The following is a 19,147-nucleotide window of genomic DNA, read 5'->3' on the forward strand; positions in this document are numbered from 1 at the left end:
AGCCGATCCGAAACAAAAAAGGCGACTGTCCGGGCCGCCTTTTTATTCTGAGGAGAATCTACTAAAGATTCAGATAGCCCGTTTCTTCGTGGAGAACCTGATCCAGACCCTGAAGTTCTTCATCGGAGGATACCCTGAGGCCGATAACCCGATCGATAAGCTTTAAGATCAGATAACTGAACAACGCGCTCCAACTCAGGGTGACGGCAATTGCGAGCGCCTGCACGCCCACTTGATGAAGAATGGTGACGCCTTCGGCCAGGCCGAGACCGCCCAAACCGGCCGAAGCGAATACGCCGGTCAGCAACGAACCGGTCACTCCTCCGACTCCGTGCACCGGAAACACATCGAGAGAATCGTCGATGATCAGGGTGCGTTTGACGTACTGGGTGGCATAAAAACAAACCGCTCCGGCCGTAATGCCGATGACCAGGGCTCCGCCCGGACCCACAAAACCGGACGCAGGCGTAATGGTGCCGAGCCCCGCGACCATTCCGGTCACGATACCCAATACGCTGGGTTTGCCGAAACGCCGCCATTCGACGATCATCCAGGTGATCGCTCCGGCTGCGGCTCCGGTATGCGTCACCAGCAAGGCCATGCCGGCGCGCCCGTCGGCGGTCAAGGCGCTGCCCGCGTTGAAGCCGAACCAGCCCACCCACAGCATGCCGGCTCCGGTGACGACCATGGTCATGTTATGGGGCGGCATCGGCGTCGTCGGAAACCCCCTGCGGTTGCCGATCACCAGCGCGGCCACAAGCGATGCGATGCCGGCGTTCACGTGGATGACGATGCCTCCGGCAAAATCCAGCACGCCCAGCTTGGCCAGCCAGCCGCCTCCCCAGATCCAGTGGCATACGGGCAGATAGACCAGGATCAGCCACATACCGCTAAACCACAGCATCGCCGAAAATTTCATCCGTTCCGCGAAACTGCCGACGATCAAAGCGGGCGTAATAATGGCGAAAGTCATTTGAAACATGAAATAAACCGTTTCGGGGATGTCGCCGGTCATGGAAGCCGTGCCGACTCCCGACAAAAAAAACTTGGAGGCGCCGCCTATCAGTTTTTGAAATTCTCCGCCGTCGGCGAAAATCAGACTGTACACGCCGGACAACCAGAGGATCGAAACCACGCAGGTAATCGCAAAACATTGCATCAACACGGACAGAACGTTTTTGCTTCGGACCAGGCCGGCGTAAAACAAGGACAGGCCGGGCAACGTCATGAACAGGACCAGAGCGGTTGAAGTCAGAATCCACGCAGTATTGGCCTGATTCAAGTCCTGCGCGAAAGCCCCCTGCGGAAGCAGCAGCAAGCCGAGCAATAGTTTGGTTTTATTATTATAAAAAGACATTCTCTATGTACCTTAAGCGCTAAATCGCATCTTCACCGGTTTCGCCGGTCCTGATCCGGATGACTTGTTCCAGATTGGTTACGAAAATCTTGCCGTCGCCGATTTTGCCGGTATTGGCCGCTCTGACGATGGTTTCTATGGCTTGTTCCAGAACGCTTTCGGCAACGGCAATTTCCAGTTTGACCTTGGGTAAAAAATCGACCACGTATTCGGCGCCGCGATAGAGCTCGGTATGGCCTTTCTGACGGCCGAAGCCCTTGACTTCCGTGGCCGTCACACCGGTTACTCCGATTTCCGACAACGCTTCTCTCACATCGTCCAGTTTGAAAGGTTTAATAATGGCGGTAATTAATTTCATAAGCTCTCTCTATCATAAGTGACGAAAAATGAATGGTTTTTGCAATCATACACAATCCCGGTCAATTTACAATTCCAAGGTCGACAGGACCCGTATAAATACGATTGCGATTAAAAAAAAAGGGCGCTTGCAGCCCCCTCTATTCAAGATTATCCTGGTTTAATTCTATTTTGGCCTTTAAAACAATCCGGTTAAACACAAACCGCCAACCCTGTACAATAAAACGGATAGGGTTGGCGGCTTACGATCATGTCGGTTATTTAGAGATGGTAGGCTGTTTCCCCGTGGCTGGAAACATCCAGACCCACCCGTTCAAATTCCTCGCTGACCCTGAGACCGATCAGTAATTTGATTAAATAATAGGCGACAAAAGAGACTACTCCCGACCATACAATAGTGATGATCACGCCTTCGGCCTGAATCAGCAGTTGGCCGGGGATGGAAAAATCGTCGCCGCCTGTTCCGCCCAAACCTGGAGCGGTAAATACACCGGTGAGCAACGCGCCCACGATTCCGCCCACGCCGTGTACGCCGAAAACGTCAAGCGAGTCATCGGCGCCGAGCATTTTCTTCAAACCGTTGACGCCCCACAGACACAGGAAACCGCCCGCCAAACCCACCATAATGGCACCCATGGGGCCCACCGAGCCGCAGGCCGGGGTGATCGCCACCAGACCAGCCACAGCTCCCGAGGCCGCGCCCAACATCGAGGCTTTGCCCTTGCTCAAGGCCTCGCCCATTGACCAAGCAAGGACCGCACCCGACGTGGCCAGTAATGTGTTGATAAAGGCCAGCGTGGCGCTGCCGGTTGATTCCAGGTTGGAACCGGCGTTGAAACCGAACCAGCCCACCCACAGCAGCGAGGCGCCGACCATGGTTAACGTTAAACTGTGCGGAGCCATGGATTCCTTACCGTAGCCGATGCGTTTGCCCACCATATACGCACCTACCAAACCCGCCACGGCCGCGTTGATGTGGACCACGGTGCCTCCGGCAAAATCAAGCGCGCCCTTATCCAGCAGATAACCGCCCGGACCCCAGACCATGTGAGCAATCGGCAAATAACTGAAAGTGAACCAGAGCACCGAAAACAACAGAACGGCGCTAAATTTGATACGCTCGGCGAACGATCCGATGATTAAAGCGCAGGTGATTCCGGCAAACGTGGACTGAAAGGCGATGAAGATAAATTCGGGAATTTTGACATTGTCGGTGAAAGTATCGGCCAGCGAATCCGTCGTGACGCCCAAAAGAAACACTTTATCAAAATTGCCGATGATCAGCCCACTGCTTCCGAACGCCAGGCTGTAGCCGTAAATAGCCCACAATACGATGATCAGGGAGAACACCATCATCACCTGCATCAATACCGACAGCATATTCTTCGCACGCACCAGGCCGCCATAAAACAAGCCCAGACCTGGCAATACCATCATAATGACCAGCACGGTGGAAATCATCATCCATGCGGTATCGCCTTTATCTACCGTGGGCGGGGTGGCGGTGGCGGCGGGGCCGGGAGTCACCGCGGCGGGAGAAATCTCCGCGACGACCGCTTGCACCGGATCGGCAAGGGTTTTAACTTCCACCGATGCCGATACGGTTTCGGCAACGGAAAATCCCACAAAACTCAGCAAGCCAAAAAAAATAAAAGTGGTTAAAACATGTTTCATAGTTCCGCCTTATAGTTAGTATTTATAGTGCTTCTTCGCCGGTTTCCCCGGTCCGGATCCGGATCACCTGTTCCAGATTGGTAACGAAAATCTTGCCGTCGCCAATCTTTCCGGTATTGGCCGCCTTGGTAATGGCTTCAACCGCCTGATCCATCAGTTGATCCGCCACAGCCACTTCCACTTTGGCCTTCGGTAAAAAATCAACCACGTACTCGGCGCCTCGATAAAGCTCGGTATGGCCTTTCTGACGCCCGAACCCTTTCACCTCCGTTACGGTTACTCCGGAAACTCCGATATCGGAAAGCGCTTCTCGAACGTCATCCAACTTAAAGGGTTTTATGATAGCGGTTATTAGTTTCATACAATGCCTCTCACCTTCTTTAAAATTAACTGCTTCGACTGGTATTTTTTAAAGCACAGATTGTGCCAACACCAAGTTAAATCGACAGAACGCTGATGGGCTCCCAATCGATTCACAAAAGGCCGATATCCGGTACTTCAAAGCGCGGGGACAGCCTTGAGCCGGCTACAGGATTTCTCGTTCCGATACTTTCCCATGGCGTTTCTGGCTAAACTCGGTTAATCGTTTACCCGATTAATCAAAGAGGAGGAGTCAATTTGGCAGAATGTGCTTTTTATAAATTTTATAAATGGTTCAAAACGACTCGGCGTGAAAGATTTATTTACCGGGAGCTATGAGGTCACGTTAATTCAATGCTCTATTTTGGTGCATTTTGAAATATAACGAACTATTTTGGTGCATCTCTTAGAAATCTCGAATTGCCGCTTTGCCGTTTTTTATTTTCCGCTCGAGTGTTGTAAGAATTTATAAAAAAATCAACTGACTGCGTACCTTGAGCAAGCAATCGGGGTGGGTGGGTCGGATTCCGGGGATGAGGATGGGCTTCGCTTACTCAACCCTACTTTCTAATCACGAATCACGAATCGAACCGCTGAAGCTGTCGTCATTAACCGTAGGCTAACGAAAAACAGAGAAGAGCTCCAAAAAAATGCGCCCGAAGGCGCATTTTTAGTGCAAAAAAGAGTCGCTCGTTCCGCAGGGAATTAAAAGTTCACGGTCAGGTCGGTGGAGAACAGGAATTGATCCAGTTTGCCGGTGGTAGCACCGCCGTCGCCGAATGGACGGGCGCCGTCCGCCCAGTCATAGCGCACGTTCGGACGCAAATTGAGCCATTTCACAGGCTTCCAGGTCACGCCCGCGGTAACGGCATAATAACTGGCCGCGGAACAGGTCGCGGTAAAATTGCCGGCCGCGGCGAAACTGTTGCCGGCGCCGTCCGTCGCAGCAGCCACGCGTCCCGGCGAGCATACTCGGAAACCGTTCTGGTCGCGGAACCATTCGCCTCGAACGCCGGCCGTCACCGTATCGCTGACGTCATAATACAAATGCGTGTTGATGCCGTACCATTCGGTATCTTTTGGCGTGCCCAGCAGAATGCCGTTGGCGAAGCCGTGATCGTGCTGTAACACAAGGTGGGTTTTCTCATTGAGATCCTGCTTCAGCACCACGCTGTACAGCGCCCAGGGCTCGCTGCTCTGCTCGGAGGTGCCGCCGTAAGTGCCGCTGACGTTCAACGACGTGCCGGTGTCGGTGTTGGTCCAGGTAGCGCCGGCGATACCTGCCCAGTTGCCGAGATGCTTATCCCAGCCGCCGTCCCAGCCGCCCGTAGAGCTGCCGGTCACGACGCCGCCGATAACGGACCAGTGATCGTCCACGGCATAGCTTCCCAGCACGCCGGTATGGGTGAACGGTTCGCCGTACTGCATGGTATAAGCGTGGGTATAAAAGAAGTTGTCCGGAGCCGGAACCGTTTCATATCCGATCGGCGTATAGAAATGGCCGGCCTTCACGTTCAGACCGTTGCCGATCGGGATATAGGTTTCCAGATAGGCCTGCGGCATGGCCAGGTCGTAAAAACGGTTGTCGTTGCTGTTGAGCAGATTGAGATCCCAGTGATTTCGATTCAGCGGCACGCCCGAATTGACGTCGAACGCCGGCACGCCGTAAGCCTGGGTAAAAATCGCATCGGTGCCGAACATGATGTCGAAACGTCCGCCGATATCGAAGTTGTCCCCTTCGGTCGCAACCGCGCGCTGAATGAATAAATTCAACTGATTCAATTGAAACTCGCCCGAGCGGTCGCCAAAAGTGACGGGACCGTTGAAATTGTTTTCCGGACTGACCGAATTATAGGTAATGCCGGCATTGGCCCAGCCGCCGACCGTTAAACCCCATTTTTTCATAAACGCACTGCCGTTCGGATCGCCCACGGCCTCCAGCAGACGTTCCGCCTCGGTAAACGAGGCCGCCTGCGTCGCATGCTCTGCCGAATCCGCCTCGGTCAGCTCCGCCGCCTGGGTCGCGCTCGTTGCCGAAATCATCATGATGCCTAAAGCCAATGGCTTTAGAGGGAATCGATCGGCGCTTGAATGATTTTCCATAATTAATAACCCCATTGATCTTATTGTAAAAGTGAATACCACTGACAACACGAAATTAGCAATATACATGCCAGTTGTTTTTCCGCCATTACATTTGCAATTGTGCAACACAATTCAAGGCTTAACCGGGCGCTTCTTTTTCAGACCCCATCGCTATTCGCACCGATATGGTGCAAACTTCGTCTTAACCGCACCATAAAAAAGCATGCGCCTTGACGCCTGTAATTTTCATAAGAGATTGAATTATATCGAGTATTTTTTTTGTAGCTCATTCAGCAAGAAAAGTGGTATCGTAATTGCTTTTCTAAATAATAAATTGACACCAACCGACCCCAGGAGAAAAATTAAATGTCTGTAGAAAACGTTCTTAAAATGATCAAAGACAACGACGTAAAATTCGTTGATTTTCGATTCTGCGATACCCGCGGCAAAGAACAGCACGTCACTTTTCCTGCCCATTCGATCGACGAAGATACTTTCGAAGAAGGCAACATGTTCGACGGCTCTTCCATTGCCGGCTGGAAACACATCAATGAATCGGACATGATTTTAATGCCCGATCCGTCCACGGCCGTGATGGATCCGTTCTACGACGACGCGACCCTGATCCTGCGTTGCGACATCATCGAGCCCAAAAACATGCAGGGATACGAACGCGATCCCCGCTCGATCGCCAAACGCGCGGAAGCCTATCTGCAATCCAGCGGCATTGCCGATACCGCCTTCTTCGGGCCTGAGAACGAATTCTTCATTTTCGACGACGTCCGCTGGGGCGCCGACATGAGCGGGTCTTTCTACAAGATCGATTCCGAAGAAGCGGGCTGGAACTCGGAAAAAGTCTATACCGACGGCAACATCGGCCACCGTCCGGGCATCAAGGGCGGCTACTTTCCGGTCCCGCCGGTCGATTCATTCCAGGACATGCGTTCGGCCATGTGCCAGGTTCTGGAAGAAATGGGTCTGCGCACCGAAGTTCACCATCACGAAGTCGCCACCGCCGGCCAATGCGAAATCGGCGTAAAATTCAACACGCTGGTCAAAAAAGCCGACGAAGTATTAGCCCTGAAATACGTCGTTTCCAATATCGCCCATGCCTACGGCAAAACCGCAACGTTCATGCCGAAGCCTCTGGTCGGCGACAACGGCAGCGGCATGCACGTACATCAATCGCTGGCGAAAGGCGGCGTCAACCTGTTTACCGGCGACCTTTACGGCGGCCTGTCCGAAACCGCGCTGTATTACATCGGCGGCATCATCAAGCACGCCAGAGCGCTCAATGCCTTCACCAACGCCTCGACCAACAGCTACAAACGTCTGGTTCCCGGTTTCGAAGCGCCGGTCATGCTGGCGTATTCTGCCCGCAACCGTTCCGCATCGATCCGGATTCCTTTCGTCAACAATCCGAAAGGCCGCCGCATCGAAGTCCGCTTCCCGGATTCGACCGCGAACCCTTACCTGGCTTTCTCCGCCATGCTGATGGCGGGCCTCGACGGCATTCAGAACAAGATCCATCCGGGCGATGCCATGGACAAAGACCTGTACGATCTGCCGGCCGAGGAAGCGAAAGAGATTCCTCAGGTTTGCCATGCGTTCGACCAGGCCCTGGAGGCTCTGGACAAGGACCGTGAATTTCTGACCCGCGGCGGCGTGTTCACCGATGACGTCATCGACGGCTACATCGACCTGAAAATGGCCGACGTTACCCGTCTCAGAATGAGCACTCATCCGGTGGAATACGACATGTATTACAGCCTGTAATCCGGGTTTCGGTTAAGCTCGACAAAACGCCCCGAACGGGGCGTTTTTTGTTTACCCCGGGATAAAAAAACATCTTCATACGCATCATATCCAGTGAACTTAGAACCGATTTTTCATTTCTGGCGCATAAATTGCTAAAAATTTAGAAACAAACTGTCCAGCTCCCAAGAGAAGCCCATGTATAAGCGGATACTTGATCACCTCAATGCGGCCATCCTCGTATTTGATTGCAATCTGATTCTCACTTACCTCAACAATGCAGGAGAAATCTTGCTCGCCGACAGCGCCAATCATCTGATCGGCAACAGTGCCGCCGACATTTTCAAATCCTCGGACCCGGCGTTTCTGATCAATCTGAAACAATCCATCACCATGGAGAAGCCCCTGGTAGATCATGCGCTCACCCTGAACCGCCTCAGCCAGAGCGTTACCATCAACTTCAGCGCGACGCCACTGGTAACGGACGAAAAAGTCAGTGAATTGCTGGTGGAACTCCATCAGGTCGATAATCATTTGCGCATTTCGAAGGAGGAACAATTGCTGACGCAGCAAACCACCGCCAAGCTGCTGGTCCGGGGCCTCGCCCACGAGATCAAGAACCCGCTCGGCGGCCTCCGCGGCGCCGCCCAATTACTCGACCTGGAGCTGAACGATCCCGACCTGAAGGAATATACACAGATCATCATCGCCGAATCCGACCGCCTGCAAGGATTAATGGATAAAATGCTGGGGCCCAACAAGCCGCCTAATAAAAAACCTTTAAACATCCATGAAATTCTGGAGCGGGTCAGACAATTGATTCAAGCCGAGGCGAGCAGCCATCTCTTGATAACTTGCGACTACGACCCCAGCATACCCACTATCCTGGGCGACAAGGATCAGTTGATCCAGGCGGTACTGAACATCGCCAGGAACGCGGTCCAGGCTTTGGAAGGCAAGGGAAACATCGTATTTAAAACCAGGATTCAACGCCAGATGACCATAGGGCGCAAATGTTACAAGTTGGCCGCAAGGTGCGATATCATCGATAACGGCCCCGGCATCGACGCCGAGATATTGAACCAGATTTTCTATCCGATGGTGACCGGAAGGGCGGAAGGCACCGGCCTGGGTTTGTCCATAGCGCAATCCTTAATTAATCAACATAACGGTTTAATCGAATGTAAAAGCGAACCGGGCAAAACGGTATTTTCAATATTCTTACCGATGGGAGCAAGCAATGAATAGGCAAGAAACTGTTTGGATTATTGACGACGACAAATCCATTCGCTGGGTTGTAGAAAAAGCCTTGCAAAAAGCTCACATCGATACCCGATGCTTCGCCAATTCGACCGATCTGCTGGCCGCGCTCCGGCATGACCAACCCGATGCGCTCCTGACCGACATCCGCATGCCCGGAATGGACGGACTGGAGCTTTTAAGCCAGATTCAAAAAATTCATCCCGAATTGCCGGTCATCGTGATGACCGCTCATTCCGACCTGGACAGCGCCGTTTCGGCGTTCCACGGCGGCGCTTTCGAATATCTGCCGAAACCGTTCGACATCAAGGAAGTCGTCGACCTGGCCCGGCGCGCCTGCACCCACAGCCGGCAGCAAAAAGAAACCGAACAGGCGGCCGCCGCCGTGATCGAATCGGCGCCGGAAATCATCGGCGCGGCTCCCGCCATGCAGGAAGTGTTTCGTGCGATCGGGCGGCTGGCCCGCTCCAATATCACCGTTTTGATCAACGGCGAATCGGGCACCGGCAAGGAACTGGTCGCCAAAGCCCTGCATCGGCACAGCCCCCGGGCCAAGAATCCTTTCATCGCTCTGAATATGGCGGCGATTCCCAAGGACCTCATGGAGTCCGAGCTTTTCGGCCATGAAAAAGGCGCCTTCACCGGCGCGCAAGCGCGGCGGGCCGGACGCTTCGAACAAGCTAACGGCGGCACACTGTTTCTCGATGAAATCGGCGACATGCCGGCCGAGCTGCAAACCCGGTTACTGAGAGTTCTCGCCGACGGCGAGTTTTATCCGGTCGGAGCGCATCATTCGATCAAAGTGGACGTGCGCATAATCGCCGCGACGCACCAGGATCTGGAAGCGCTCGTCGAGCAAGGCCGTTTCCGGGAGGATCTGTTCCATCGACTTAACGTGATCCGCATCCACATCCCTCCCCTACGCGACCGCAAGCAGGACATTCCTCTGTTGCTCCGGCATTTTCTGACTCAGGCCGCGCAGGAACTCAATACCGAAGTCAAAACCCTGAGACCCGACACCGAATCGTATTTAAGCAGTCTTGAGTGGCCAGGCAACGTCCGGCAACTGGAAAACTGCTGCCGCTGGCTGACGGTCATGGCTTCCGGCCGGGAAATTCATCTGCACGACCTTCCGCCCGAATTGCTGATGACGGCCACCGAAAAGGAAGTCAACGGAAACAATTGGGAAGCCTTGCTCCGGACCTGGATAGACCGTCAGTTGATGACCAAGGAAGCGGAAGTGGCCAAACACACCATTCCGGCCGTGGAAACCATCCTGATCAAGGCCGCCTTGAACTTTACCCACGGCAAACGGCAGGAAGCCGCCCTGTTATTGGGTTACGGCCGGAACACGCTGACCCGCAAAATAAAGGAATTGGGAATCGAGGAATGATGCCCGGCCGGTACCGCAAGCCCGATAGCTCGAATTCCTATCGGCCGGCTAAAGCGCCGCCAGGCAAAGACTCCGAATTAAACGAGCTTGCGATAGAGGGTGCTGCGGTCCAGACCGAGTACCCGGGCGGCTTGAATTTTATTGCCGCCGGTCATCTCCAGGACATGACGGATATAAGCCCGTTCGACGTCCGCCAGAGTCCATCCCTGCAGCATGGCCGCATCAAGAAAATCGCCCTCGTTCACGGGCAGTTTCGAAGCTTGCGCCAGGTCTTCCAGAAGCAAGGTATCGTGCTCGGCAAGCACAATGGCCCGTTCCAGCGTATTGGCCAGTTCCCGCACGTTGCCCGGCCAATGATAAGCCCGGATCCAGCGCAGAACTTCGACGGACAGGTTAACCGATCCATTTTTACCGAGCCGCCGGCAGATGGCATGGATTAATGCATCGACCAATTCGTCCATGTCCTCCTTGCGTTCTCTTAACGGAGGCACTTTGAGATTGATCACGTTCAACCGGTGATACAAGTCGGCGCGAAACATTTTTTCGTTGACGCGGTGCTCCAGCGGCTGATGAGTCGCCGCAATCAGGCGGACGTTCACCCGGGTTTCCCGGGTGTCGCCCAGCGCGCGCACAATCCCGGTTTCCAGTGCCTGCAACAGTTTCGGTTGTATTTCCAGGGGCAGCTCGGCGACTTCATCCAGAAACAGAGTGCCCATGTCGGCCTGTAGAAACAGTCCGGGCCGGTCCTTGCTGGCATCGGTAAAAGCGCCCTTGCGCACGCCGAACAGCTCGCTCTCGACCAGATTGTGCGGCAACGCCGCACAATTCACCGCAATGAAAGGGCCTGAACGGTTGGGGCTGTTCTCGTGAATCCAGCGGGCGACGGCGCTCTTGCCGGTGCCGCTTTCGCCCGTCAGCAGCACCGTCGAATTCACCGCGGCCGCCCGTGTCGCCAAGCCGATCAACTGCCGCATGCAGGGGCTGCGCGTCACGAAAATGCTTTCATCGCTGTTCCCGTCGGCAGAATGGCCGAGTTTGACCGCAGTCCGGCGCATCCGGCGGTCTTCCAGCGCGCGGCTTACAGCCGCATAGAGTTCTTCGATGCGGAACGGCTTGGTTAGAAAGTCGCAAGCGCCCGCGCGAATGCTTTGCATCGCCAGATCGATGCTGCCGAAGGCCGTGATCAGTAACACCAACTGTTCCGGCCGTTTATGGTGAATCGCCGCCATTAATTCGAGACCGCGCATTTCGGGCATGACCACGTCGGAGATCACCAGGTCGAAAGGCTCCTTTTCGATCGCCTTGAGCGCCTGTTCGGTCCGGGTAAACCCGAGGACCGAGCAGCCCTCTTTCCGCAGCATTTCCAGCAGATAATCGACTACGCCGGGATCGTCGTCGATGACCAGAAGGCGGGCGTTTTTCTCAATCATACGGGTTTCTTCCACGGCAAACGAACAATGAACCGGCTGCCTTGGCCGGCTTCCGTTTCGGCGACCACCGTGCCGCCCATTTCGGTCACCAAGGTTTTAACCACGGCCAAGCCGAGGCCGGTCCCGCCTTGTTTACCGCGAGTGGTAAAGTAAGGCTCGAAAAGATGAGGCAAATGCTCGGGAGCGATACCCCTTCCCGTATCGCTGACGGTCAGTTGCAGGGACGGTATTTTCGTGTCGGCATAAACAATCGAACTCTGCGCCAGATCGATATGAATGAACCCCGTCCCGGCAATGGCCGACAAGGCGTTGGACAGCAGATTCAACACGATCTGCTGGATGCTGTCCTGGTTGATCAGCAGCAACGGCAAAGCCTCGGGATGCGTGAAGCTGACGTTCACGCCCTGGCGCCGGGCTTCGAAACTCAGCATGTCGATCACTTCCGCAATGGCCCGGACGACGTCGCACCATACCGGCTCGGAAGTACAGCGGGGCGAAAACTCCAGAAGACGCTGGACAATGCGCGTAATACGGTCGGTCTGATCGACCAGAATGGCGGCGATTCGCCGCACCTCCCGCAAATCATCGCCCTCGCCCGCCAAAGCTCTTGCCCGGCCGTTGATGATTTGCAGAGGCGAGCCGATTTCGTGGGCCAGTCCTGCGGACAGTTGACCGATCGTGATCATTTTATCCGCGTTCTGCAGCGCCCGCTGGAGCTGCCGCCGCTGTAGCGTTTCTTCATCCAGACGGCGGTAGGCGGAAAACAGCTCGGCGGTCATCCGGTTGAATTCCTGCCGCACCGAAGCGAGTTCGTCATTGCCGGTTACCGGCAACGGCTCCGGCGGATCCGTGCCGTTCCGGAACGCCAGCATTGCCTGGCGGAGCTCTTGTAAAGGCCGGGAAATATAAAGATGGCCCAAAGCGAAACAGAGTAAGGAGGTGAATAAAATGAACGAGAAAAAGGACAACAGAATCGAGGTTTTGGTTTTGCTTAAGTCCTCTTTCATTTTTTGCAGCGAGCGCACCACCACCAGATTGCCCGGCATGGCGTCTGATGCCTTGTTAAACGGCAGTGACAACACCAGGAAGTCGGGTTCGTCCCCAGGAAAATAAAATAGTGTTGTTTTGCCGTCTAGTGCCGCCTGCAATAAAGGAGACTCGATTTGCGCCGGCCATGGCAGGTTTTCCTCACCCGAACGGATAATGTGGCGGTTTTGTATGTAGATGCGCACGTCAATGGAAGGCTTAAGACGCTCTATTTGTTGCAAAAGCTCCTGCACGTCCTCGGTTTGCCGATCGCGCAAAGCGTTTTCGACGGCAACCAGCAAGCTGTAAGCCAATAGGCGGGTTTCATTTTCAACGTCATTTCGTAAATTTTCCGATTCGGTGCGAAGCTGATAGTTTCCGTAGATGCCGAACACCAGCAAGGACAAGACAAACAAAGATAAAGTTAATTTATAGATGACCGACATAATGGCGTATTTTGCGCCGTCGTGATGCAATATGCAACAGGCGCCGGCACGCGGCAAAACGCTCGGAAAGACTAAGAACAGGAAAAATAAGGGAATTTTTTCACTTATACTGGCTGGCAAGCATTTTGCTTAACTAGGATATCCGTTTCGGTGAGACGAAACCTTAATCCACTGCTTTATTGAAATGAAAAAAGGCCAACTACTCTTGCCAGCATTGTGCTTGTTCCTGGCAGCCTGCTCCTCGAAAAATGAAACCGATTCGGTCGATACCCATCAAGTCATCACTCCTATCGTCAAAGACATTGTTTACAGCAGCGAATACGTAGCCGAAATCCATTCGATAAGAAACGTCGAGATTCGGAGCAAGGTCCGAGGCTATATTGAAAAAAATCACGTCGACGAAGGCCAGCCGGTAAAAAAAGGCCAACCGCTTTTCGATTTGAGCACTTCGGAGTTTGAAAAAGAGCTCCAGAAGGCCGACGCCGTGTATAAAAACGCGATCGCCGATTTGAAGGCCTCCGAAGTCGAACTGGACAACGTCAAATTGCTGGTGGCGAAAAACATCGTCTCCGGGGCCGAACTTCGTGTCGCACAAGCCAAAAGCGAGGCATTGCGCGCCGACGTTGAGGAAGCCAGGGCAAATAAGGACAAAACCGCGCTGCATATTTCGTTTGCCCACATCAAAGCACCCTTCGACGGAGTGATCAACCGCATACCGAACAAGGTCGGCAGCCTGATCCAGGAAGGGGACATGCTGACCACGATTTCCGACAATCGGGAAGTTTTCGCCTATTTCAATTTGTCGGAAATCGATTATCTGAATTACATCGTCGCCGAAAACAATAAAATCAAGAACGTGAGTTTAAGGCTCGCCAATAATGCCCTTTATCGGCACGAAGGAAAAATTGAAGCGATCGAGAGCGAATTCGATCCGTCCACGGGCAATATCGCCTTCAGAGCGCGGTTTCCGAATCCCGAAGCGATTCTGAAACACGGTGCCAATGGCAAAATCATTGTTAAAAAGCATCTTAAAAAGGCCATGCTCGTTCCACAAAAATCCACCTTTGAAATTCAGGACAAGCTCTATGTTTTCGTGGTGAATCCCGAGAACGTGCTGAAGCAAAGGAACATCATTCCCCAAATGCGTTTTCAGGAGTTTTATGTCGTGGAATCCGGTTTATCCGAAAGTGAGCTCATACTGTTCGAGGGCGCGGAGACTATGAAGGACGGTGCCAAAATTCAGCCGGAGCCTGTCGAACCGGCCAAAGCCATGCCGTTGAACAGCAAGGATTAACCCTGAATAAGGATCATCATGACCTCTAAATTCATTCATCGGCCGGTCTTGTCGATCGTCATCTCCATTTTGATCACTTTGATCGGCCTGCTGTCCCTGACCCGGCTTTCGGTGACTCAGTTTCCGGACATTGCGCCTCCCGAGGTCAACGTCACGACGAAATATACCGGTGCCAATGCGGAGGTCGTGGTCAAGGCTGTCATAACCCCTCTCGAAAGAGCGATCAACGGCGTGCCCGGCATGGCCTATATGTCTTCCGTTTCGGGAAACGACGGGGCCGGAGAAATTCAGATTATTTTCAAAGCGGGAACCGACCCGGAAGTTGCCGCCGTCAACGTTCAAAACCGGGTTTCTTCGGTGCTGGACGAATTGCCTGCGGAAGCGATTAAAGCGGGGGTGATTGTCGAGAAAGTACAAAACGCGATGCTTTTGTATATCAACATCCTCAGTTCGGACCCGTCGCTGGACGAAAAATTTCTTTATAACTTTACCGACATCAACGTCTTGAAAGAGCTCAAACGGATCGACGGGGTCGGATTTGCCGAAATCCTGGGGTCCAGGGAATACGCAATGCGAATCTGGCTAAAACCCGACAAAATGCTGATGTACAACATCTCGACCGATGAAATCGTTCGCGCTCTGAAAGCGCAAAACGTGGAAGCGGCACCAGGTAAAATCGGCGAGAGTTCGGGTAAAAAAGCTCAGGCACTTCAATATGTTCTAAAGTACACAGGCAAGCACAACAATAGAAAAGCGTACGAAGCCTTGGTCCTGAAAAGCAAAGACGACGGGGAAATTTTGCGGCTGAAAGACGTCGCCGAAGTCGAGCTCGATTCTCAGGACTATAATGTGCTTTCGAAGGAAAACGGGCAACCCTCGGCCGCCATTTTGTTAAAGCAGCGTCCGGGCAGCAACGCCAAGGAAGTCATTGAGAACATCAAGCGGACCATGGAGGAAATTAAAGCCGCTTCCTTTCCGCCGGGTATGGATTATACGCTGAGTTACGACGTCTCCGAGTTTCTGGATGCGTCCATTCATGAAGTCGTTAAAACCCTGGTGGAAGCCTTCCTGTTGGTTGCCGTGGTGGTGTTCGTCTTTTTGCAGGACGTCCGTTCCACTCTTATTCCGATCCTGGCGGTGCCGGTATCGCTGGTCGGCACTTTTTTCTTCATGCAGGTCATGGGTTTTTCGCTCAACCTGATTACGCTGTTTGCCCTGGTGCTCGCGATCGGCATCGTGGTGGACAACGCGATTGTGGTCATCGAGGCGGTGCACGCCAAAATGGAGCATTCGTCCATCGGTCCCCGAAAAGCGACCGAACAGGCCATGCGCGAAATCAGCGGCGCGATCATCGCGATCACGCTGGTGATGTCGGCGGTTTTCTTTCCGGTCGCCTTCATGGAAGGCCCGGAGGGCGTTTTCTTCAGGCAGTTTTCCCTGACGATGGCTTTTTCGATCATTCTCTCGGGTTTGACCGCGCTCACTCTGACCCCGGCGCTGTGCGCACAGTTTCTTAAAAATGTCCATCATGAAAAACCCCACTCAGACACAAGGCTTCAGAGTTTTTTCTCGGGATTTAACCGCTGGTACGGCGGGCTGTCCGCCAACTATAAAAAACTGATCGGAGCGATCGCCGATAGGCGGACCGTCACGTTCGGCCTATTGCTCGGATTTTCTGCCGGCGCCGGTTTGATCGGCAATTTCGTGCCTTCGGGTTTTATTCCTCAGGAAGACCAAGGGACCATCTACGTCAACATCACCGCGCCGTCGGGAGCCACCCTCGAGCGCACCGAAATAGTCTCGGACGAAGTGCAGCGTATCGCATCGAGTTTAAAGGAGGTCAATTCGGTTTCCAGCCTGGCGGGGTTCAGCCTGCTCTCGGAAGGCACCGGCGCCGTATACGGCATGAATCTGATCAGCCTGAAAAGCTGGGAAGAAAGAACGGCTTCTGACAAAGACATCATTGAACTTCTTGAAAAGAAAACCCGGCACGTCAAGGATGCCGAAATCGAGTTTTTCACCCCGCCGCCGGTGCCCGGCTACGGTAATTCCAGCGGCTTCGAAATGCGCCTCTTGAACAAAACCGGATCGGACAATCTGGGGCTCTTGCAGACGGTGGCCGACCATTTTGTCGAAGAACTTAACAAACGGCCCGAGATCGTCGATGCGTTTACGACCTTCAATAACCGTTTTCCGCAGTTCCTGTTGCACGTCGACGGCGACAAGGCCGCGCAAAAAGGCATCACTGCCGAGAATGCGATGAGCACGCTGCAAACCCTGATCGGCAGCGAGTACGCGACCAATTTCATCCGCTTCGGGCAGATGTACAAAGTCATGGTGCAGGCACTGCCCGAATACCGCGCCCAACCGGAAGACCTGATGAAGCTGTACATCAAAAACGAGGACGGCAAGATGGTCCCCTTTTCATCCTTTCTTCACGTTGAAAAAGTCTATGGCCCGGAACAGGTGACGCGCTACAACATGTACGCCTCGGCGATGGTCAACGGACAGCCGGCGCCCGGCTACAGCAGCGGCCAGGCCATCGCCGCGATCAAGGAAGTGGCCGCGCAGAAGCTGCCGAAAGGCTTCGGCTACGATTGGGCGGGCTCGTCGCGCGACCAGGCGCAGGCAGGGAATCAGGCGGTCTACATCTTTCTGATCTGCCTGCTGTTCGTTTATCTGTTGCTCGCCGCGCAATACGAAAGCTTCCTGCTGCCGATGCCGGTCATTCTGTCGCTGCCGACCGGCATCTTCGGGGCTTTGTTCTTCCTGCTGGCGATGGGCCTGGAAAACAACATCTACGCGCAAATCGCGATGATCATGCTGATCGGCATTCTCGGCAAGAACGCGATTCTGATCATCGAATTCGCCGCCATGCAGCACCGGCTCGGCAAAACGCCGCTGGAAGCCGCCATCGAAGGCGCGGCGCTGCGTCTTAGGCCCATTCTGATGACCTCTTTTGCCTTCGTCGCCGGCCTGATTCCGCTGATGTTCGCCTCCGGCGCGGGCAGGATCGGCAACAACACCATCGGTTCGGCGGCGGCGGGCGGCATGATTTTCGGAACCCTGTTCGGAGTCGTCGTGATTCCCGGCCTTTACGTAGTGTTTGCGAGTCTGGCCGACAAGCGCCACCGCGGACGAACAAAAGAAGAATCGGCGTTCACGGAAACAATTTGACATTCATGAAAAACAGAATCCATTTCACTCTGGCGCTTGCGTTATTGCTGGCAAACGCCGGGGGTTGCGCGCTCAATACCGAGCTGTCCATTCCGGAAAAGAAAATACCGGCAAATTACCCTGATCAAAAAAACGCCGCCACGATCGCCAATATCAATTGGCGGCATTATTTCGACGATCCGCAGTTGATCCGGTTGATCGATACCGCAGTCGCCAATAACGTCGATCTGCAAATGGCGCTGCAACGGATCGAAGTTGCGCGCTCCAGCGTAAAACTGGCCAACGGCACACTGCTGCCTAAAGTGGACCTGAGCGTCGGCGGCGGCGTGCAGAAATTCGGGCTTTATACGATGGACGGCGCCGGAAACGCGTCCACCTACATCACCCCCGGCCGGATCGTGCCCGAAAATCTGACGGACATCTATCTGGGATTGCAGGCTTCCTGGGAAGTGGACGTCTGGGGTAAACTGCGCTACCAGCGCAAATCCGCCATTTCGAATTATTTGTCTTCCATCGAAGGCACCCATTTTGTGATTTCGAACCTGGTAGCCGAGGTCGCGGTTCACTATAACGAACTGCTCGCATTGGACAATGCACTGGACATTATCCGGCAGACTCTCCAGAAGCAGCAAGAAGCCCTGGAAGTGATCAAGGTGCAGAAAGAAGCCGGACGGGCAAACGAACTGGCGGTGCAGCAGTTCAACGCGCAGTTGCTTAATACAAAGGTCCTGGAAACGCAGGCCTTGCAACAGATCATCGAAACCGAAAACCGGATCAATTTCCTGCTGGGGCGCTATCCGCAGCCGATAGCGCGCAATAAAGAAATGTTGTTTCAGGCCGTGCCGGAGCAAATTGCCGCCGGCTTGCCTTCGCAATTGCTGGCGAACCGGCCCGACGTTCGCGCCGCCGAATATCAGATCGAGGCTAGCAAGTTCGACGTGAAAGCGGCCAAGGCGGCTTTTTTTCCGAATTTCACCATCACCGGAGCTTTGGGTTTCCAGGCGTTCAATCCGGAGTTTTTGTTTCAGTCGCCCGCCTCGCTCGCTTATTCGCTGATGGGAACCCTGGTGACGCCGCTGATCAACAGGAATGCGTTGAAGGCGCAGTTCAATACCGCCCAGGCCAACCAGTTGACCGCCATGTATAATTACCAGAATACGATTTTGAAAGCGTATGTCGAAGTGGCCAATACTCTTTCCAATATCCGGACTCTGCAAAAGGTCCATTCGCTGAAAGAGCAGCAAAGCCGGGTGTTGAAAAAATCCGTCGAAGCCTCGGGCGAGCTTTATAAAACCGCCAGGGCCACTTACCTGGAAGTGCTGATTGCCCAGCAAAGCGCGCTGCAGGCCAATCTCGAATTGATCGAGGCGATCAAGCGGCAACGGCTCTCGACGATCACCATTTACAAGGCGTTGGGCGGCGGCTGGAAGTAAGGGTCGAGATCTCCGGCGGCTCCCGTCCGGAATTGCATCCTGATCAATAGGCCGACAAGGCTCTTCTGCGCGCGAAAGGACTCAGGGTTGCACAAAGGTC

Annotated in this window: 13 protein-coding genes; 6 read left to right on the forward strand and 7 right to left on the reverse strand. The window is 54.0% G+C overall.

All coding sequences use genetic code 11. The annotated features are described in order from the left end of the window. Window positions 1-61 precede the first annotated feature (61 nt). The 5 genes from A3OW_RS0106145 to A3OW_RS0106165 all read right to left on the reverse strand — a co-directional run bounded on the left by A3OW_RS0106145 (window position 62) and on the right by A3OW_RS0106165 (window position 5,851). Window positions 62-1,357: an ammonium transporter gene (locus A3OW_RS0106145; RefSeq protein ID WP_020562547.1), complete on the reverse strand. Its 1,296-nt coding sequence runs from the start codon at window positions 1,355-1,357 to the stop codon at window positions 62-64. A gap of 19 nt (window positions 1,358-1,376) precedes the next feature. Then, complete coding sequence (locus A3OW_RS0106150) at window positions 1,377-1,715, reverse strand: P-II family nitrogen regulator (protein WP_020562548.1); 339 nt, start codon at window positions 1,713-1,715, stop codon at window positions 1,377-1,379. A 260-nt stretch (window positions 1,716-1,975) separates the two neighbouring features. Beyond that, a complete protein-coding gene (locus A3OW_RS0106155) occupies window positions 1,976-3,388 on the reverse strand; it encodes an ammonium transporter (protein WP_020562549.1) in 1,413 nt (470 codons plus the stop codon). Between the two features lie 22 nt (window positions 3,389-3,410). Beyond that, window positions 3,411-3,749, reverse strand: coding sequence for a P-II family nitrogen regulator (glnK, locus tag A3OW_RS0106160; protein WP_020562550.1), 339 nt, complete (start codon window positions 3,747-3,749; stop codon window positions 3,411-3,413). Between the two features lie 704 nt (window positions 3,750-4,453). Continuing rightward, complete coding sequence (locus A3OW_RS0106165; protein WP_026223368.1) at window positions 4,454-5,851, reverse strand: porin; 1,398 nt, start codon at window positions 5,849-5,851, stop codon at window positions 4,454-4,456. A 348-nt stretch (window positions 5,852-6,199) separates the two neighbouring features. On the opposite strand from A3OW_RS0106165, the gene glnA reads away from it, so the two are divergent. The 3 genes from glnA (at window position 6,200) to ntrC (ending at window position 10,241) form a co-directional block, all read left to right on the forward strand. Further along, a complete protein-coding gene (gene glnA / locus A3OW_RS0106170; protein ID WP_026223369.1) occupies window positions 6,200-7,609 on the forward strand; it encodes a glutamate--ammonia ligase in 1,410 nt (469 codons plus the stop codon). Window positions 7,610-7,786: 177 nt separating this feature from the next. Further along, the gene (glnL, locus tag A3OW_RS0106175; protein ID WP_020562553.1) at window positions 7,787-8,836 is read left to right on the forward strand and encodes a nitrogen regulation protein NR(II); all 1,050 of its coding nucleotides are present in this window, start codon (window positions 7,787-7,789) and stop codon (window positions 8,834-8,836) included. Further along, the gene (gene ntrC, locus A3OW_RS0106180) at window positions 8,829-10,241 is read left to right on the forward strand and encodes a nitrogen regulation protein NR(I) (RefSeq protein WP_020562554.1); all 1,413 of its coding nucleotides are present in this window, start codon (window positions 8,829-8,831) and stop codon (window positions 10,239-10,241) included. The genes glnL and ntrC overlap by 8 nt, the downstream gene beginning before the upstream one ends. A 77-nt stretch (window positions 10,242-10,318) precedes the next feature. Here ntrC and A3OW_RS0106185 read toward each other — a convergent pair whose 3' ends face one another. Then, window positions 10,319-11,671: a sigma-54-dependent transcriptional regulator gene (locus A3OW_RS0106185; RefSeq protein WP_020562555.1), complete on the reverse strand. Its 1,353-nt coding sequence runs from the start codon at window positions 11,669-11,671 to the stop codon at window positions 10,319-10,321. Beyond that, window positions 11,668-13,263 (reverse strand): sensor histidine kinase, encoded by a 1,596-nt coding sequence (locus tag A3OW_RS0106190; RefSeq protein ID WP_232422339.1) that lies wholly within the window; start codon window positions 13,261-13,263, stop codon window positions 11,668-11,670. The genes A3OW_RS0106185 and A3OW_RS0106190 overlap by 4 nt, the downstream gene beginning before the upstream one ends. An 85-nt stretch (window positions 13,264-13,348) precedes the next feature. On the opposite strand from A3OW_RS0106190, the gene A3OW_RS0106195 reads away from it, so the two are divergent. The 3 genes from A3OW_RS0106195 to A3OW_RS0106205 are packed head-to-tail and all read left to right on the forward strand — an operon-like array spanning window position 13,349 to window position 19,047. Continuing rightward, on the forward strand, window positions 13,349-14,437 hold the full coding sequence (locus tag A3OW_RS0106195; RefSeq protein WP_232422340.1) for an efflux RND transporter periplasmic adaptor subunit: 1,089 nt from the start codon (window positions 13,349-13,351) through the stop codon (window positions 14,435-14,437). A gap of 18 nt (window positions 14,438-14,455) precedes the next feature. After that, window positions 14,456-17,614, forward strand: a complete 3,159-nt coding sequence (locus tag A3OW_RS0106200) for an efflux RND transporter permease subunit (protein ID WP_020562558.1) — start codon at window positions 14,456-14,458, stop codon at window positions 17,612-17,614. Between the two features lie 5 nt (window positions 17,615-17,619). After that, window positions 17,620-19,047, forward strand: coding sequence for an efflux transporter outer membrane subunit (locus A3OW_RS0106205; RefSeq protein WP_020562559.1), 1,428 nt, complete (start codon window positions 17,620-17,622; stop codon window positions 19,045-19,047). Window positions 19,048-19,147: the final 100 nt, after the last annotated feature.

The organism is Methylosarcina fibrata AML-C10, assembly GCF_000372865.1.
Taxonomy (GTDB): domain Bacteria; phylum Pseudomonadota; class Gammaproteobacteria; order Methylococcales; family Methylomonadaceae; genus Methylosarcina; species Methylosarcina fibrata.

Coding starts and splice junctions, on each gene's coding strand:
- A3OW_RS0106145 (WP_020562547.1), bottom strand. CDS start 1,357: ATGTCTTTTTATAATAATAAAACCAAACTATTGCTCGGCTTGCTGCTG.
- A3OW_RS0106150 (WP_020562548.1), bottom strand. CDS start 1,715: ATGAAATTAATTACCGCCATTATTAAACCTTTCAAACTGGACGATGTG.
- A3OW_RS0106155 (WP_020562549.1), bottom strand. CDS start 3,388: ATGAAACATGTTTTAACCACTTTTATTTTTTTTGGCTTGCTGAGTTTT.
- glnK (WP_020562550.1), bottom strand. CDS start 3,749: ATGAAACTAATAACCGCTATCATAAAACCCTTTAAGTTGGATGACGTT.
- A3OW_RS0106165 (WP_026223368.1), bottom strand. CDS start 5,851: ATGGAAAATCATTCAAGCGCCGATCGATTCCCTCTAAAGCCATTGGCT.
- glnA (WP_026223369.1), top strand. CDS start 6,200: ATGTCTGTAGAAAACGTTCTTAAAATGATCAAAGACAACGACGTAAAA.
- glnL (WP_020562553.1), top strand. CDS start 7,787: ATGTATAAGCGGATACTTGATCACCTCAATGCGGCCATCCTCGTATTT.
- ntrC (WP_020562554.1), top strand. CDS start 8,829: ATGAATAGGCAAGAAACTGTTTGGATTATTGACGACGACAAATCCATT.
- A3OW_RS0106185 (WP_020562555.1), bottom strand. CDS start 11,671: ATGATTGAGAAAAACGCCCGCCTTCTGGTCATCGACGACGATCCCGGC.
- A3OW_RS0106200 (WP_020562558.1), top strand. CDS start 14,456: ATGACCTCTAAATTCATTCATCGGCCGGTCTTGTCGATCGTCATCTCC.
- A3OW_RS0106205 (WP_020562559.1), top strand. CDS start 17,620: ATGAAAAACAGAATCCATTTCACTCTGGCGCTTGCGTTATTGCTGGCA.